Below are 14,335 nucleotides of genomic sequence, written 5' to 3'. Positions count from 1 at the left end.
TAAAAGTTTTTTTTAGTTATTTAGTAATGCACAAATTTAGGTGTTTGTCAAATTAATTTAGATGCGTTTACCCTGCTCTTTATCCGAAGTTACTGGCTTGAGAATTTCCTTTTCCAAATCGTCAAGTAAATCAGATACTTCAGCATCTACCTTTGGTTGTGGTTCCGGGGTAATGTAAGGTTTCGCATAAGCAATAAGTGCCTGGCCCAAATCAGTTTTCCGCCACTCTTTATCCGGGTTAATCACACTATCCACCAAAGCAGTTGTTGCCGTCGCACCCCGCACTTGGAAAATGATATCGTTGTAATCCCTGTCGCTTCCTGCATCTAACCGCATATCCTCCATGATAAAGGTATTACCTTCCCCCGTCAGATCCGCAATTTGACCAAAGTGAAATCCCTCCACAGGATTCGCCATTGCCATAGAAAATAAAGGACGTTGATCGCCACCAACAGTCGGATTATCATACACAGACTTTACACTACCGTTGGGTACCAACATCACCCCATATTTACCCCCAGCAGTTACGGCAAAACTCTTGACTCCTAAGTAGACTCCTTCGTTGGCATTACTCTCTCCTAACAAACCGGAAAACCGCGCACCTTCTGTAGCATCATTAATCACTACATGACCTTTCACAGAGTTACTTAAGGAACGCGCAGCTACTTCTTTAATGAATTCTTCCGAACCGGGTTCAAATTTGTCTAAATCGTCTAAGCTGAAAATAGCTAACTCACCTTGGAACATCCCACCATCAAATGTGTAGTCTACACTGATGCGACCAGTTTGATCTGTAGTAAATACACCGGATGTAAAGGGAGAAATTAACTTTTTGTCTGTAGTCGGTTCTGGTTCTTTTTTTGTTTCAGTTGTTGCTACGGTAGTAGTGGTATTCTCTTTCTCTGTTTCTTCCCCGTTGCTGGTGTCAGTATTTGTTTCGTCCCCTGGCTTGCTGGCATCTGGGGAAATAACAACTAAAGTCTCGCCTGTTTTTGGTTCTTGAGTGGCAACTGTTTCGCCTGCAACTGCATCTGTTTTGGCGGCGGCTGTGCTATTTGGATTGTTTGTGGCAGCAGTTTCGCTGGGTTTTTCGGCGGTTGAAATTGCCGAATCGGTTGGTGGTTTGTCTGGTGGAGATGTAGTCTCTTCACTTGGCAGTTTTTCGCTAGCAGATTCAGTCGCTGCTACAGGTTTTTCCGGTTCAGATGTGAGAGTTGTTTCGGAGTCGGTAGTGACTGGTTTGTCGGTAGTTGTTGATGTTTCTGCCGCAGATTCAGTCGTTGCTAGAGGTTTTTCCGGTTCAGATGTGAGAGTTGTTTCGGAGTCGGTAGTGACTGGTTTGTCGGTAGTTGTTGTTGTTTCTGCCGCAGATTCACTTGTTGCTACAGATTTTTCCGGTTCAGATGTGAGAGTTGTTTCGGAGTCGGTAGTGACTGGTTTGTCGGTAGTTGTTGATGTTGTTTCTGCCGCAGATTCACTTGTTGCTAGAGGTTTTTTCGGTTCAGATGTGAGAGTTGTTTCGGAGTCGGTAGCGACTGGTTTGTCGGTAGTTGTTGTTGTTTCTGCCGCAGATTCACTTGTTGCTAGAGGTTTTTCCGGTTCAGATGTGAGAGTTGTTTCGGAGTCGGTAGTGACTGGTTTGTCGGTAGTTGTTGATGTTGTTTCTGCCGCAGATTCACTTGTTGCTAGAGGTTTTTTCGGTTCAGATGTGAGAGTTGTTTCGGAGTCGGTAGCGACTGGTTTGTCGGTAGTTGTTGTTGTTTCTGCCGCAGATTCACTTGTTGCTAGAGGTTTTTCCGGTTCAGATGTGAGAGTTGTTTCGGAGTCGGTAGCGACTAATTTTTCGGTATTTATTGAGGTAATTTCTGCCGCAAATTCACTTGTTTTTAGAGGTTTTTCCGGTTCAGATGTGAGAGTTGTGTCGGAGTCGGTAGCGACTGATTTTTCGGTAGTTGTTGAGGTAATTTCTGCCCCAAATTCACTTGTTTTTAGAGGTTTTTCCGGTTCAGATGTGAGAGTTGTTTCGGAGTCTGTAGTGACGGGTTTTTCGGTAGTTGTTGATGTTGTTTCTGCGGTGACTGTCTTTTCATCAACAGGAGTTCCTGTAATTACATCTATGTTTGCAGTGGGTTTTTCCGAAGTTGCGGCGCTGTTTGAGGGAAGTGGAGAATCTGATTTTGCACCGATGAGGGTGTCTGCGTCGGATGATTTTTGAGTGCTAGTTGGTGCTAAATTCAGCGTGTATTTGATGTCGCCGCTGATTTGCAAAACTTTGACTGAATAGTCTCCGGCTAGTAAGCTGTCAACACTAATTGTTTCTGCACTGGTTCCCGCGTTGGTGGAACTGTAAAGGGTTTCGCCACTAGAGTTTAACAAAAATACGTCGGCATTCCCGCTCAAACCGTCGATCGCGAATTTGAAACTTCCCGGACTGTTGATGTTAAATTTGTAAAGGTCAAAAATATTTGTAGTGTCAACACTACCTGTGTAGCTTGTGCTGTCAGTCAATGCCCCGATGTTAAGTTCAGTCATACTACCCCTGAAAAATAGTTGGTTGAAAACGCTCTTAATTATCTATCTGGGGGAAGTTGAGGTTTTTATGCGAAGCGCGGTGAATCGTTACATAAGTTTACATTAGGGTTGCCGATCGCCCAAAATTTGCAATCTACCCGCATTTAATTTACTGGTGATTTTGCTGAAAACTCCTGTGGGGAGTAGGGGTTGGGCAGGAGAGCCCGCCCCACAGGTGCAATTTAAATACAGAAAAGCTTAGTTGCACTTCACTGCGGAAAGGACAAAGTGCGTGAAAGTCAACAGTCACACGCCACCAGTCAAAGATTTCTGGCCCTCACGCATCCTACAACTACGCGCGTGCGAAGCTATCCCGAAGGGAATCGCCCCAGACAATCCCTTATCCCCTACAATAAACAAGCAATTATTATATTTTGAGTTATCCTGTGAGTCCTACTGCCGAAGTCAGCAATACCCTGAATGCGGGTGCTCTGCCAACTGTTACCTCCGCCCGCCGCGCTGTTTTTCCCTTCACTGCAATTGTTGGCCAGGAGGAGATGAAACTAGCGCTGCTGTTGAATGTCATCGATCCCAAAATTGGCGGGGTGATGATTATGGGCGATCGAGGTACTGGTAAATCTACCACAATCCGCGCCCTCGCTGATTTGCTGCCGGAAATTGAGGTGGTGGCTGACGATCCTTTTAACAGTCATCCCAGCGATCCAGATTTGATGAGCGATGAGGTGCGCGATCGCACTTTATCTCAAACTGATATTAAAATCGCCCGCAAAAAAGTCCAAATGGTAGATTTACCTTTGGGCGCTACCGAAGACCGAGTTTGCGGTACGATCGACATCGAGAAAGCTTTGTCAGAAGGTGTGAAAGCTTTTGAACCCGGGCTTTTAGCTAAAGCTAACCGCGGCATTCTTTACGTTGATGAAGTCAATTTGCTCGACGATCATTTAGTCGATGTTTTGCTCGACTCCGCCGCCAGCGGTTGGAATACTGTCGAAAGAGAAGGCATTTCGATCCGCCACCCGGCTAAGTTTATTTTAATCGGTTCCGGCAACCCGGAAGAAGGAGAATTGCGGCCGCAGTTGCTCGACAGATTCGGGATGCACGCAGAAATTCGGACTGTGAAAGACCCCAATTTAAGAGTGGAAATTGTCGAACAGCGCTCTAATTTTGACCAAAATCCGCCGGAGTTTCTCGCGAAATACCAGCACGAACAAGATGAGATGCAGCAGAAGTTGGTGGAAGCCCAGGAAAGGTTGAAATCGGTAACTATCGATCGAGAATTGCGGGTAAAAATCTCCCAAGTTTGCGCGGAATTGGACGTAGACGGGCTGCGGGGTGATTTGGTGACAAATCGGGCTGCGAAAGCTTTCACGGCTTTGGAATGCCGCACAGAGGTGACTGTGGACGATATTCGCCGGGTGATGACTCTGTGTTTGCGGCACCGATTGCGGAAAGACCCGCTAGAATCAATAGATTCGGGGTATAAAGTGACCAAAGTGTTCGATCGGGTATTCGGCCTAGAAACCAGTTGATAATAACTGAGATATTGCACCATTCGTGTGGAAGCTGTAGGGGCGGGTTCGCCAAGGGCCTTAAAGCTTGCAAACAGGCTAAATAAACCCGCCCTCCCCCACGCAAAATCCCCTGATTCACATTGCTGCAATATCTCAGTAATTCCGAACTCTTTTAGGAAATAAGTACATCAGTCATCAGTGTGTAGAAACCAAACTAAAAATTAATGACGGTAACTGATGACTAATCGCCCATGAAAAAGATAATTCTCGGATTAGATCCCGGCTTAGCAAGCCTCGGCTACGGCGCAATTTCCTGTCATGTTGTCCCCGGAAAACAAGATGAAAACATTGTTTCAATGATTGATTGCGGCGTGATTAAAACAACCCCAAAACAGGAAATGGGACAGCGCCTCAAAACCATTTACGAAGATTTGCACGCTGTAATTGAACAAATAAAACCAGATTTGGCAATTGCCGAAAAACTGTTCTTTTACAAAATGGGAAATACGATACTTGTCGCCCAAGCGCGGGGCGTTTTGACGCTGGTATTAGCGCAGTGTGGAGTGCCGCTGTTCGAGTTTACCCCAGCGCAAATTAAACAAGCTTTAACCGGGCGCGGAAATGCTGATAAATTGGAAGTGCAAGAAGCTGTGGCGCGGGAGTTGGAGTTGGGTTATATTCCGAAACCGGATGATGCGGCCGATGCTTTGGCCGTTGCTTTGACTGGTTGGTATGATGATGATATTTGTCCGAAAAAAATAGCATTGGAAACGGTAAAAATCTAATCTAATCTTCAGTCCGCGCACCATCCGGACTTCGTTTGTGTAGACGCGATTTCAATCGCCGATTCCTCTAATTCCCATTCAAACCATCGGCAAATTCAACACAAATCCAGGTAACACATCTTCACCCGACAAAGTAACTGGAAATTGTACAATCTCCACCTCAGAATTAGCGCGATAAATCTCCACTTGTTGGTCTTGAGGATTAATCAACCAACCCAAACGCAAACCGCTGTTGATATATTCCTGCATCTTCTCCTGAAGCGGCTTTAGCGGGTCTGTGCGCGATCGCAATTCTATGACAAAATCAGGACAAATCGGCGGAAACTTCTCCCTTTGTTCATCAGTTAAAGCCGACCATCTTTCCATACTAACCCAAGCGGCATCGGGCGATCGATCGCCCTGATTTGGCAATCGAAAAATAGTTGAAGAACTAAACACTCTCCCTAGCTGCGTTTGCTGATTCCATACCCAAACTAAACCAATTAAACTGGCTTCTCGATTGCCGCTAACTCCGCCTACTGGTGACATAATGATAATTTCTCCTTTAGCAGTCCGTTCAAATTGCCAATCTCGATTCATCTGGCACAAACGGTAAAACTGTTCGTCTGTTAATTCGACAGTATCTAAGTTTAAAGTAACGGTTGTCATTTTTCCTAACTCCGTTTTAACGCCAATTTTTGCCAATTTTTATGAGGGCGAAGACGATCGCACTTGCTACAATTCCCCAACCAATACTTAACCCAAAAACCGCATTTACATCCATCGGATTGTCGCGGCTGGCGGGACTTTTGATTTGACTGGCATAAGTGCTGGCATAAACTCCGCTGGTGGCAATTCCCACACCTACAGCACCGATTGTAACATTTAAAGTGCGATCGCTCTTAGCCCTCTCAATCTCAATAATCCCTTCAATTGTTGCGATCGCATTTTCCAACAACCTCAAACCCGGACTCAGACTCTTGTTATCGGCTTCCACTTGCGATAGATACTTTGCTTTAGCAAAATCGCTGAAGTATGCCATAAATTGGAAATCCTTGGGGTCATTTCCCATCCTATCGCCTATTGTTGTCAGCCGCTTAGTATAATTTTCGAGGTTAGTTGATATCGTACTTTCTTGTTCTTTTAATTCACTAATATAGTTGGCATAAACCAATAAAATTTTTAAACAATCAACTAAATTATATTGCAATTTTTTGAGGTCAATTTTAGATACATTAACCTGTTCAGGGAGTTGCTGAAATATTTTTTGAATCGTCCGCGAAGCATCTTTGAGGTCAGATTTAAGCTGGCGGGTTTGAGTGTAAGCCCAAACGATCTTATTGCGGTAGGCAAATAATCGCATCAAATGCGTATAAAGTTTACCGACAGTCTTGCTAATATCGCGAATTGATTGACCATTATTGTAAGGAAACAAGCAAATTAAGACATGATAATTTTCGCTGATATTGCCGCTATCCCCTGGTGGCAGCCACAACTCATAGAAATTTGCTCCTAAAAATTGCCCTTCGGCTTTTAAGTCTCTTTGCCATTTAGCATTGGGAAATAAATTCAATTTGGTATAGCAATTTTCAGCAGTTACTAAAGCGTCTCGATCGTCACTCGTCAATTGTCCCCAAACCAGCCAACTTTGACCAATTGTAGCTGGTGAATTAATGCGGGAGGTAATTTTTTCTTTCTGCCATCCTAAACGGTCGATTTCTTCAGGTGCAAATTTCTTGTCGTCTGGTTCTTTTTTGCCAGCCAAGTCAAATAGTGCGGCATAAGTATCGCCGATTTTGACAGGATAGCAGTAACCGTCAAGGCTAGACTCAAATGCTACTGTTTTTCCATTACCGAGTAACTTGATATAATCACGGGTTTCAGTTTCAGCTTGTTTGAGTTGTTCTAACTGTGAAGGCGAGATTTTGTCACCATAAATTTTTTGCCCAAACAGTTGGCGGTTTTTGCTAATCTTCTCCTCAGTTTCCCCGATCCCTTCAGCTAAATCGTAGACAAATAAACCCACTGTCGGGTAGATTAGCAAATTATTGTTAATCATGGGCTAAACCGTTTGCAATTAATGATAGTATCTTATCTTTAGCTGCTTGCACTGAGTCACTAGCTTCCAAGATTTCTTCTAGCAATTCTCGTGGCTTTACTTTTGCCTCCACTGTAAGATTGATAATTTGCTTTAAGTTTTTCCTATCGCTTGTGTCGCCACTCCTGATGCTGTTACTAAGCTCGGTATTACTAGGGTTGTCCTCCTCAGATTCATCCGGCAAGGCCTCTGATTTTTTACTGCGGTTGTCGCCATTCATCAAGCAATCATCGGCATATTCATAGGCCGTTAGTAGAGAGGGATGTAATTCGGCAAGTCTTTCGATATCCGCAATTGTGAAATTTTCACTGATTTTATTGAACTCTGATTGGACTGGTGCGGGTAGCTGTTCTGTTTGTTGGAGTACGGCAAGAATAAAAGCTATGATATCGTGGTCTTCCATGTCTTTTATAATTTAGTTATGGTGAAAGGAAGTCAGTAGTATGGCTGCTGATACAGTTGATATAATTTCATTGTAGCAAACGGTGCAATAAATCGGTTGCATCTTGCATGGCTTATCCTAATCCTTTGACCTGAAATGCTGCCCAGAAGTAATCATAGATAAAGATTCTTCTGCTGCTTTCTGATTGAAGCCGTTTGAGAGCACTTTGATAATATTCGAGGTCATTTTCAAACTTTCTTGCTAAGTCCTCATCTTCATTTCCCCTAGCGCGAGTAATCCGAGTTTGATAGGTAGCAAGGCAGCTATCAACATCTCGCTCAATTTCTGGAAACTCTTGTTTAAGTTGTTGCCAGCTCAAGTTCTTAAGCCAAAGTTGTGCCTCTCTGAGAGAATCGGCTAAAGTTCCCAAGGTGTTATTCTGTTGACGCCACACGAAATGCAGCTTGAGCATTAGCAAAGTAGTTGCAAACTCATCAACACTCCAAAGGGTAGTGACGAGGGATGACAAACCAGCGTGAAATAATGCTCTTTCTAATCCTAATATCTCGCTGCCCGATCTTGTTAAATCTCCCTGACCAGTTAGACAGGCAGATAGAATCATTACCTTAGCGGCTGGATTTTCCAAAGCACCATCAAGGATTTGAGTAGCAGAGATTGTTTTATTATAAAGGCAGAGATAGGTTTTGTCTAAAGCGTCTTGCTCTGCATCAAACTTTCGATAGTTGCCGTGTCCGCTGTAGTGGATAACTTCAGCTTGTTTGAACTTGTTCGCAAAATGCTCGTCAACATCCGCGTCTTTGAGAACTGAGGCTGGGTCGTACAGTTGGGAAATCCGGTTGACTTCCACGCCAGACCAGAAAAGGTATTCTCGCGGGTTGGGATATTGCTCGACTCCAGCTACTAAAAACTTAGTGGGAATATCAGTATTTCGCAAGTCTTCTCGCTGTTTTAGTAAATACATGAGACTGAGACTAGGAGTAGTCCTGATGCGAAATCTCTCTATTAGCTGCTTGTCGTCTCGATCGTACAAAATAGACCAGGGGAAAAATTGCAAATCGCTGTTGGCAACAATTGTGAGGGAGTTACAGCAAATAGGAAGATGTTGTAGTAGAGGAATGATTAGGTTATTGCTGAGCGGATCGAGGCTCTTTGTCTTCAAATCCCTTTCCCTTTTCTCCACCTCACTAGCTATTCCTTGACATAGTGGTTGTAGCTTTGCAACAGTTTCAGGGTCGTCAACAACATGATGATGCAATTGCAAAGAGCCGTTTTCTTTGTACATGGCAAAGCAGACAATCTTATCCCAAGGCTTATTTTGAGCAAAGCTCACTTTATGGATAACGTGGAAGCAGAGAATCGTTTCTGTTTCAGCGATTGTCTGACTGTTCCATAAGGCCTCAAAGGGAATAGAGTTTTCTTCTGATTTGCTGGAAGTTTTCCATGTGAGCGGTTTTACTTCGACTAGGGTAGCGGATACTGGGTCGATAGCTTTGAGTTCAGCAACCAGAGAATCCCGATTATTAAGGAGATGCTTTAACCTTTGCTTCTTGTCTGTGTAGAAGTTTCTTTCTAGTTGACGTTTTAGCACAGTCGGTGAAAACTTAGCGATGAAAGGGGCTTCGTAGATACTGGATTGAGAAAAATAAATAGTGAAATCGAGGTTTTGGATTTCACCAATCAATTTAGCAACTTGGTTAGACTCATCTACTGAACCGAAACGAGACGTTTTTCTGGATACCAAATCTAGGATAGCCCGTGCTGTGGCTCGTTCTGTGTACTCAAAAGCAAGTGATGGATTTCTTAATTTAATTAAGGCATCAATAGCCCAGTCATAGTATTCTAAATAACTACTGCCAAAGCCTAATCCTAGCTGATCGGTGCTGACGCTGTGACGAATACCTTCATAAGTTTCGATACCTCTAAGAAGCCTATGAAAGCCGTCTTCTGCACAACCTGTATTTATCAATATTTTACCCTGACAGCATTGGAGAAAAGCTAATTCCATTTCTCGTCCATTTTTTTGAGCTGACTCAATGCTCTCTTTCAATATTTTTTTTAATAGCTCTTCCAATCCCTTTTCCAATCTATGATTGCCCAACGTATTGACAGATTTATACTCACTAGCCAATAGATAAAGTACGGTAATTAGCTTGACGTTATCTTTGGCCAATGAGTTGTCCACTGAAATTTTCATGCTTGATATATTCAATGACTGTTGTTTAATTAAAGTTGCTGTTATTTCTGTTTTTGTAGGAATTGATTCAAAAGTTTGAGTAGAAATAAACCTGTAAATTTTACTTTGTGTTACAAAAATCAAGCGCAAGGTTTCTAATAAACAAATTAAATCTTTCTGATTCTCTTCTATGAAGATCGGCTCATAATCTTTAAAATCTTTTATCCAGCCAAGAAAAAGCTTAAAAAAATCTTCTGGTGCTTTAGCCATCCAGACCACTTTAGTGGCCCACAATATATTTGCATTAAGAGAATAATTTAAGATATCTGGCAAACCAACTAATATCGTAAATATTTTTTCCCAACTTAAACATATATCTAAATCTTCGTCTGTCTGTTCAGAATAAACATTTTTAGCAAAATCTGCCCTCATCTTATTGGTAATATAAGTTATTTCTGACAGTTGATTTTTCTGGACAAGGGTAGCTGAATCATTAATCAACAAATTCAAAAGTTCATACTGAGATGTTTCAATATAGTAATAACAGACTTCACTGAATACATTATCTATAAAATTAGGTACTGCGAATATATTGAACATATTATGTATAAGATTGCGTATTACTAATCTATTATTAATAAAATTAGGTAATACTTTTCCAGATTCAGTTTGATTTCTTGCCGATTCCCACAGCGCACTGTAAATTCTATCCGCTTTCTTTAAATCTCCTAAAAGAAGAAGTTTAGCAGCTATATTACTAATAAGCTTAAATTTGCGATGATCTAGACCAAAGAGACTAATTTTCGTACCAAGACATTTTTGAGCAAATTTATCTGCCAATTTCCTGAGATTTTCTGATTTAGATTTGGGTGTAAAATCACTAGCCAAAGCATAGGACAGTCCCATATCTATAATAGCTATTTTTAGATAGTCTGAGAACATTAAAAAAGTGGATATAAATTCTATAAGATTGATTAAATTATTGACAAAGCCCCAAATAAAATTAGAAATTTTTCTATTAATATTTACATTTAATTTCACTTTAACAGGAACCAAAAACCTTAATAGCATCAAAATACCAATACATAAAAATGTCCATAAATTAATTGCCATAAAAGCTACGGATAAAAATAGAAAAAGCCATTGTAATAAAGCATAAGGTATTGTCCACCAAGGTAATTTTTGTACAACTAATGGATAATACAAATCTGGACTTATATTTAGGTATTCTAGTAGTAGATTTGGGTTAATTGACATTATTATTGATTGAGGTGCTGTCATTATTCCTATTATTAAGAACCAGAAAAGCCACAGAGCCAAAGAATAGCTTACGACTGAAAACACAACCAATATGATTGTATTCAGTATTCTAGTTATTGAAAAAATAAATAATACATAATTGTTGTATTTTCTATATGCAATATTAGTTCCAGATGGCATAATTATTATCGATAATAATATCAAACGTAAAATACACAACAGACCTAATAAAGGAATTGTCCAAACAAAAGAAATAACTGGGTCTAAAAGGAATACTTGTCGATTATTCAAATCTTTAGTCACCATATAATAATAAAAATAAAGCTGTTTTGGCACAACAGAAGGACTATATAAAACAAAGTAAAAAACAAACATCAAAACAACCAATATGGATATATCTTGATCTAGCCGTTTAATTGACTTTCTGATTCTTACTGGTAATAAGTAACCCATTTTTTTCAACATTTTAACAAATGCTAAAACTGCTATAGCTGTAAGAAAAGGTGAACTAGCAGAGTGCATAGTTTTCAGATATTCACTCGGAGGTAAAATTTTTCCAAAAACAAACGTTATACAATAAATGATCGATCCTAGTAGCCCTATTTCTATTGCCCGCATGAACCATTTTTTTAATTTCATATTTTATTGACAATGAATAATTTGTATGATTGGGAAGTATAACATTTTCAGTACAATTTTGCAACTCTCAAATCCCCACTTTTGTACGATGTGCACACCAGTTCAGGACTTGCACGGGACGGGAGGCAATTGCGATTATTCGATCGCCCAATCCCAACCCAAAACAAAAAAATGCTATAATATCAAACTTAACGCCTAAACTTGTCCCGCAAACAAAGCACCTACCCAAATAATATGGTCGTTATTACCTCCCAAGAAATTGCCAAATTTCGCTCCGAATTAGCCGCCTATCCCGAAGCCCTAAAAGCCCTCGACGAAATCGAAGATTGCGAGGGAAATATCGAAGATGCAGCGATTTCTCTGGCAATTCAAGCGGGACAAGAACCGAATATCTCGGAAAATTGGCTAGACGGATTGGCTAAAAGATGCCGCGTTGCTATCTGCAAATCGGAGATTAAAGAAGAGTTGACAAATGGGCGATTGAATGCAGCATTCGGAGATTTAGTTGCTGCGAAAGTTTGCCCGGAAATTTTGATAACGGCGGTGATTATTTATGTGTTTAAAACTGGGGTGGATGATTTTTGCGAGCCTCTCGAATATAAACTCTAAAGCCATCGCTGCATTTAAAAAGTAGGTGAGGCGAAGCTATCCCGAAGGGTAGGGAATCGCCCTCATTTCTCAAAACACGATACAAAGAGGCGATCCTCTTCGAGAGCTTCGCTAACGCACTTTTTCTCTACCCCTTTGCACTACTGTACCCACCCGGTCTCAAATCCGGCGACAAACCCAAAGATTTCCCCAGCAAACGCGCAAGTTGCACTAAAAAATTAGCAGTATCTTCGTCGCCTTCGCGCGCCATTGAAGCCGATATCTGGATTAGCATTTGCACAAATCCCGCATCAATTAAATCGGAACACGAACTCAAAACCTCTGGTTCTTGACCGTTGGGACAGGTAAGGACTCGCTCGATTAAGTTCAAATAAGCCTCTTGGCGTTCTGGATTCATTTTGGGAGGATCTGTACAGTAAATAATTTATTATTACGTTTAAGTCTGTCCTGTCAATCTGGCGATCGAATATGCGATCCCCGTCTTTCCCCTACAAACTCCATTCAGTCGGGAATACACAGAAGCTTAAAGAAAATCTTAAGTTTCTCAATCCTAGTTTATTCGAGGTAAGGTGCTTGCGAGGCGCACCCTACCGTTCAAGAAAGTTAGAAATATAAAAAATGAAAATAGGCCTATTTTTAGGAAATCTCGGCAATCCCGCCATCTACTATCCCAAACTCGCCCAAATTACCGGCGGAGTCGCGGCGAGTATTTTTCTTTGCCAATTATTGCAATGGCAATCTCAACTTGCCAATTCCGAGAATTGGGTGCAAACTACCACCGCAGAAATTGAAAAAGCTACGGGTTTAAATCCCGAAGAACAAGAACTCGCGATCCGGTTGCTTAAAGTGCGATCGCTCCTGAAAACAACATCAACCAATCCCAACAGCGACACCCTAGTAGAACTCTGGGCGGACATTGACATTTTCGAAGAAAAAGTTAATAAGTTTTTAACTCATCATCCTGCCGCTCTTATAACACAAACACTCCCCGAAAACAACAATCAATATGTAGAAGTAATTGCCGAAACTCCCCCTCCAAATTATGAAGTCAAAACCGATAAATATTTCGGGCAACCGCGCCAGCAAATAGCCGTTGCTGTCACCCCAAATTACCGATTTAGCGGCCCTTGGAACTCCCAAGAACAACTGCACAATTTTCAGCGAGCTTTAGAAGCATATGCTCAAGAGCGCAGCTTAGGATTTGGCAATCCTTCTGGGTGGGCATTTAAAATTATTGACAGCATGACAAAAGGCTTAACATCGACTTTTTGGGATGAATTTATCGCCGGAATTCCTTTAGGAGAAAGTCAGAAAGTCAAGCGAGATTGGGAAATCGAGCCGGAAGTGCCTTATCCGGCTTTTGAAGAAGAGCGAATTCAGTATTACGTTCACAAAGGTGAACCGCTGGAAGCGGCTGTTTCTAAGGCTCGTAGTGACTTGAGAAATCCGGTTTTGGGGAAGGATTTGTGGGAGGGATTTTTGCGAAAGTGCGATCGGCTTGCGGATGATGCCCTCAAAGCAAAACAGCAGGGCGTTGACACGCCATATCTGCCCTCTTCCTTCAACGAAAAACCGCAAATCACCAAGGATAGCGTGATGCGAAAATTAGGGGCGATCGCGCCGCAATTAGCCCTCAATCAAGCCACATCTGAACCGGCACCAGAACCGCCCAAACTTCCAGAAACAGCATCGCCCGCTCCCGCCGAAATTCCCAGTATTTCCTCTTTGCAAAAAGCTTATCAAACTCCTCTCGGTCGAAGTATCATTGAAAAACAAATCGCTGCGAATCCAGACTGGGGTTACGAAATAGTAGACGGTGAAATAGTCGAGTCAATCCCTTTTTAGGAAGTAGGGTGCGTCAGTTGGGAAAACCTATTTTTTCTACTAAACTTAAGACTGACGCACCTGAGTAGGGTGCGTCAGTTGGGAAAACCTATTTTTTCTACTAAACTTAAGACTGACGCACCCTACAAGCTACAAGCTAGGTAGATATGAAACGAATTAGCGAGATTAATCCGCTGGGGGAAGAACGGCAAAATCCTTCGGAGGAAACTCGGGAAAATCTGCGGCGGGAAAGGTTACAGCGAGAAAGAGATGCCGGATATCAAAAGTTAGTTGAACTCTGCAATTTAGGCGAATCCGACATGGCTGAACAATTGGCAAATCGACATTTTAACTGGGGTTATGAAATAGTTGATGGAATTGTGATGGAAAGGATAGATTAGGTTCGCAGTTATCCCATTTGTCACTTTCACGGGCGGGCAAGATGCCAGGGTAAACGCATCTTAACTGGAACCCAAAATATGCTACAGTTAAATCCGACTAAATTTCAATGTAGTTTGTTGT

General features: G+C 41.8%; 11 protein-coding genes. 5 read left to right on the top strand and 6 right to left on the bottom strand.

Annotated elements, in window-relative coordinates:
- Positions 1-57: 57 nt before the first annotated feature.
- The gene (locus tag QUA50_RS27815; RefSeq protein ID WP_333380223.1) at positions 58-2,532 is read right to left on the bottom strand and encodes a DUF4114 domain-containing protein; all 2,475 of its coding nucleotides are present in this window, start codon (positions 2,530-2,532) and stop codon (positions 58-60) included.
- Positions 2,533-2,957: 425 nt separating this feature from the next.
- Between QUA50_RS27815 and bchI the strand changes: the two genes are divergently transcribed.
- Together bchI and ruvC are read left to right on the top strand one after the other, a co-directional pair.
- The gene (bchI, locus tag QUA50_RS27810) at positions 2,958-4,061 is read left to right on the top strand and encodes a magnesium chelatase ATPase subunit I (protein ID WP_333268433.1); all 1,104 of its coding nucleotides are present in this window, start codon (positions 2,958-2,960) and stop codon (positions 4,059-4,061) included.
- 233 nt (positions 4,062-4,294) lie between these two features.
- Positions 4,295-4,828: a crossover junction endodeoxyribonuclease RuvC gene (gene ruvC, locus QUA50_RS27805; RefSeq protein WP_333268435.1), complete on the top strand. Its 534-nt coding sequence runs from the start codon at positions 4,295-4,297 to the stop codon at positions 4,826-4,828.
- Positions 4,829-4,906: 78 nt separating this feature from the next.
- On the opposite strand, the gene QUA50_RS27800 is transcribed toward ruvC, so the two are convergent.
- The 4 genes from QUA50_RS27800 to QUA50_RS27785 all read right to left on the bottom strand — a co-directional run bounded on the left by QUA50_RS27800 (position 4,907) and on the right by QUA50_RS27785 (position 11,380).
- On the bottom strand, positions 4,907-5,476 hold the full coding sequence (locus QUA50_RS27800) for a Uma2 family endonuclease (protein ID WP_333268437.1): 570 nt from the start codon (positions 5,474-5,476) through the stop codon (positions 4,907-4,909).
- Between the two features lie 16 nt (positions 5,477-5,492).
- Entirely contained in the window at positions 5,493-6,866 is a 1,374-nt protein-coding gene (locus tag QUA50_RS27795; protein ID WP_333268439.1) for a hypothetical protein, read from the bottom strand.
- Positions 6,859-7,308, bottom strand: coding sequence for a hypothetical protein (locus QUA50_RS27790; protein WP_333268441.1), 450 nt, complete (start codon positions 7,306-7,308; stop codon positions 6,859-6,861). Before QUA50_RS27790 ends, QUA50_RS27795 begins: the two co-directional genes overlap by 8 nt.
- Before the next feature lie 112 nt (positions 7,309-7,420).
- Positions 7,421-11,380, bottom strand: a complete 3,960-nt coding sequence (locus tag QUA50_RS27785; protein ID WP_333268442.1) for a CHAT domain-containing protein — start codon at positions 11,378-11,380, stop codon at positions 7,421-7,423.
- Between the two features lie 234 nt (positions 11,381-11,614).
- Here QUA50_RS27785 and QUA50_RS27780 point away from each other — a divergent pair, with 234 nt between their 5' ends.
- The gene (locus QUA50_RS27780) at positions 11,615-11,989 is read left to right on the top strand and encodes a hypothetical protein (protein ID WP_333268444.1); all 375 of its coding nucleotides are present in this window, start codon (positions 11,615-11,617) and stop codon (positions 11,987-11,989) included.
- 127 nt (positions 11,990-12,116) lie between these two features.
- Here QUA50_RS27780 and QUA50_RS27775 read toward each other — a convergent pair whose 3' ends face one another.
- Positions 12,117-12,386, bottom strand: a complete 270-nt coding sequence (locus QUA50_RS27775; RefSeq protein WP_333268446.1) for a hypothetical protein — start codon at positions 12,384-12,386, stop codon at positions 12,117-12,119.
- Positions 12,387-12,607: 221 nt separating this feature from the next.
- Here QUA50_RS27775 and QUA50_RS27770 point away from each other — a divergent pair, with 221 nt between their 5' ends.
- Both QUA50_RS27770 and QUA50_RS27765 read left to right on the top strand, forming a co-directional pair.
- Positions 12,608-13,834 (top strand): hypothetical protein, encoded by a 1,227-nt coding sequence (locus QUA50_RS27770; RefSeq protein ID WP_333268447.1) that lies wholly within the window; start codon positions 12,608-12,610, stop codon positions 13,832-13,834.
- A gap of 146 nt (positions 13,835-13,980) precedes the next feature.
- On the top strand, positions 13,981-14,214 hold the full coding sequence (locus QUA50_RS27765; RefSeq protein WP_333268449.1) for a hypothetical protein: 234 nt from the start codon (positions 13,981-13,983) through the stop codon (positions 14,212-14,214).
- Positions 14,215-14,335 lie beyond the last annotated feature (121 nt).

The organism is Microcoleus sp. M2_D5 (genome assembly GCF_036701935.1).
GTDB lineage: Bacteria > Cyanobacteriota > Cyanobacteriia > Cyanobacteriales > Microcoleaceae > Microcoleus.
The sequence above is the reverse complement of the archived record's forward strand: the minus strand, read 5'-3'. Positions and strand labels throughout refer to the sequence as shown.

Coding starts and splice junctions, on each gene's coding strand:
- QUA50_RS27800 (WP_333268437.1), bottom strand. CDS start 5,476: ATGACAACCGTTACTTTAAACTTAGATACTGTCGAATTAACAGACGAA.
- QUA50_RS27795 (WP_333268439.1), bottom strand. CDS start 6,866: ATGATTAACAATAATTTGCTAATCTACCCGACAGTGGGTTTATTTGTC.
- QUA50_RS27770 (WP_333268447.1), top strand. CDS start 12,608: ATGAAAATAGGCCTATTTTTAGGAAATCTCGGCAATCCCGCCATCTAC.
- QUA50_RS27765 (WP_333268449.1), top strand. CDS start 13,981: ATGAAACGAATTAGCGAGATTAATCCGCTGGGGGAAGAACGGCAAAAT.
- QUA50_RS27815 (WP_333380223.1), bottom strand. CDS start 2,532: ATGACTGAACTTAACATCGGGGCATTGACTGACAGCACAAGCTACACA.
- QUA50_RS27780 (WP_333268444.1), top strand. CDS start 11,615: ATGGTCGTTATTACCTCCCAAGAAATTGCCAAATTTCGCTCCGAATTA.
- QUA50_RS27775 (WP_333268446.1), bottom strand. CDS start 12,386: ATGAATCCAGAACGCCAAGAGGCTTATTTGAACTTAATCGAGCGAGTC.
- ruvC (WP_333268435.1), top strand. CDS start 4,295: ATGAAAAAGATAATTCTCGGATTAGATCCCGGCTTAGCAAGCCTCGGC.
- QUA50_RS27785 (WP_333268442.1), bottom strand. CDS start 11,380: ATGAAATTAAAAAAATGGTTCATGCGGGCAATAGAAATAGGGCTACTA.
- QUA50_RS27790 (WP_333268441.1), bottom strand. CDS start 7,308: ATGGAAGACCACGATATCATAGCTTTTATTCTTGCCGTACTCCAACAA.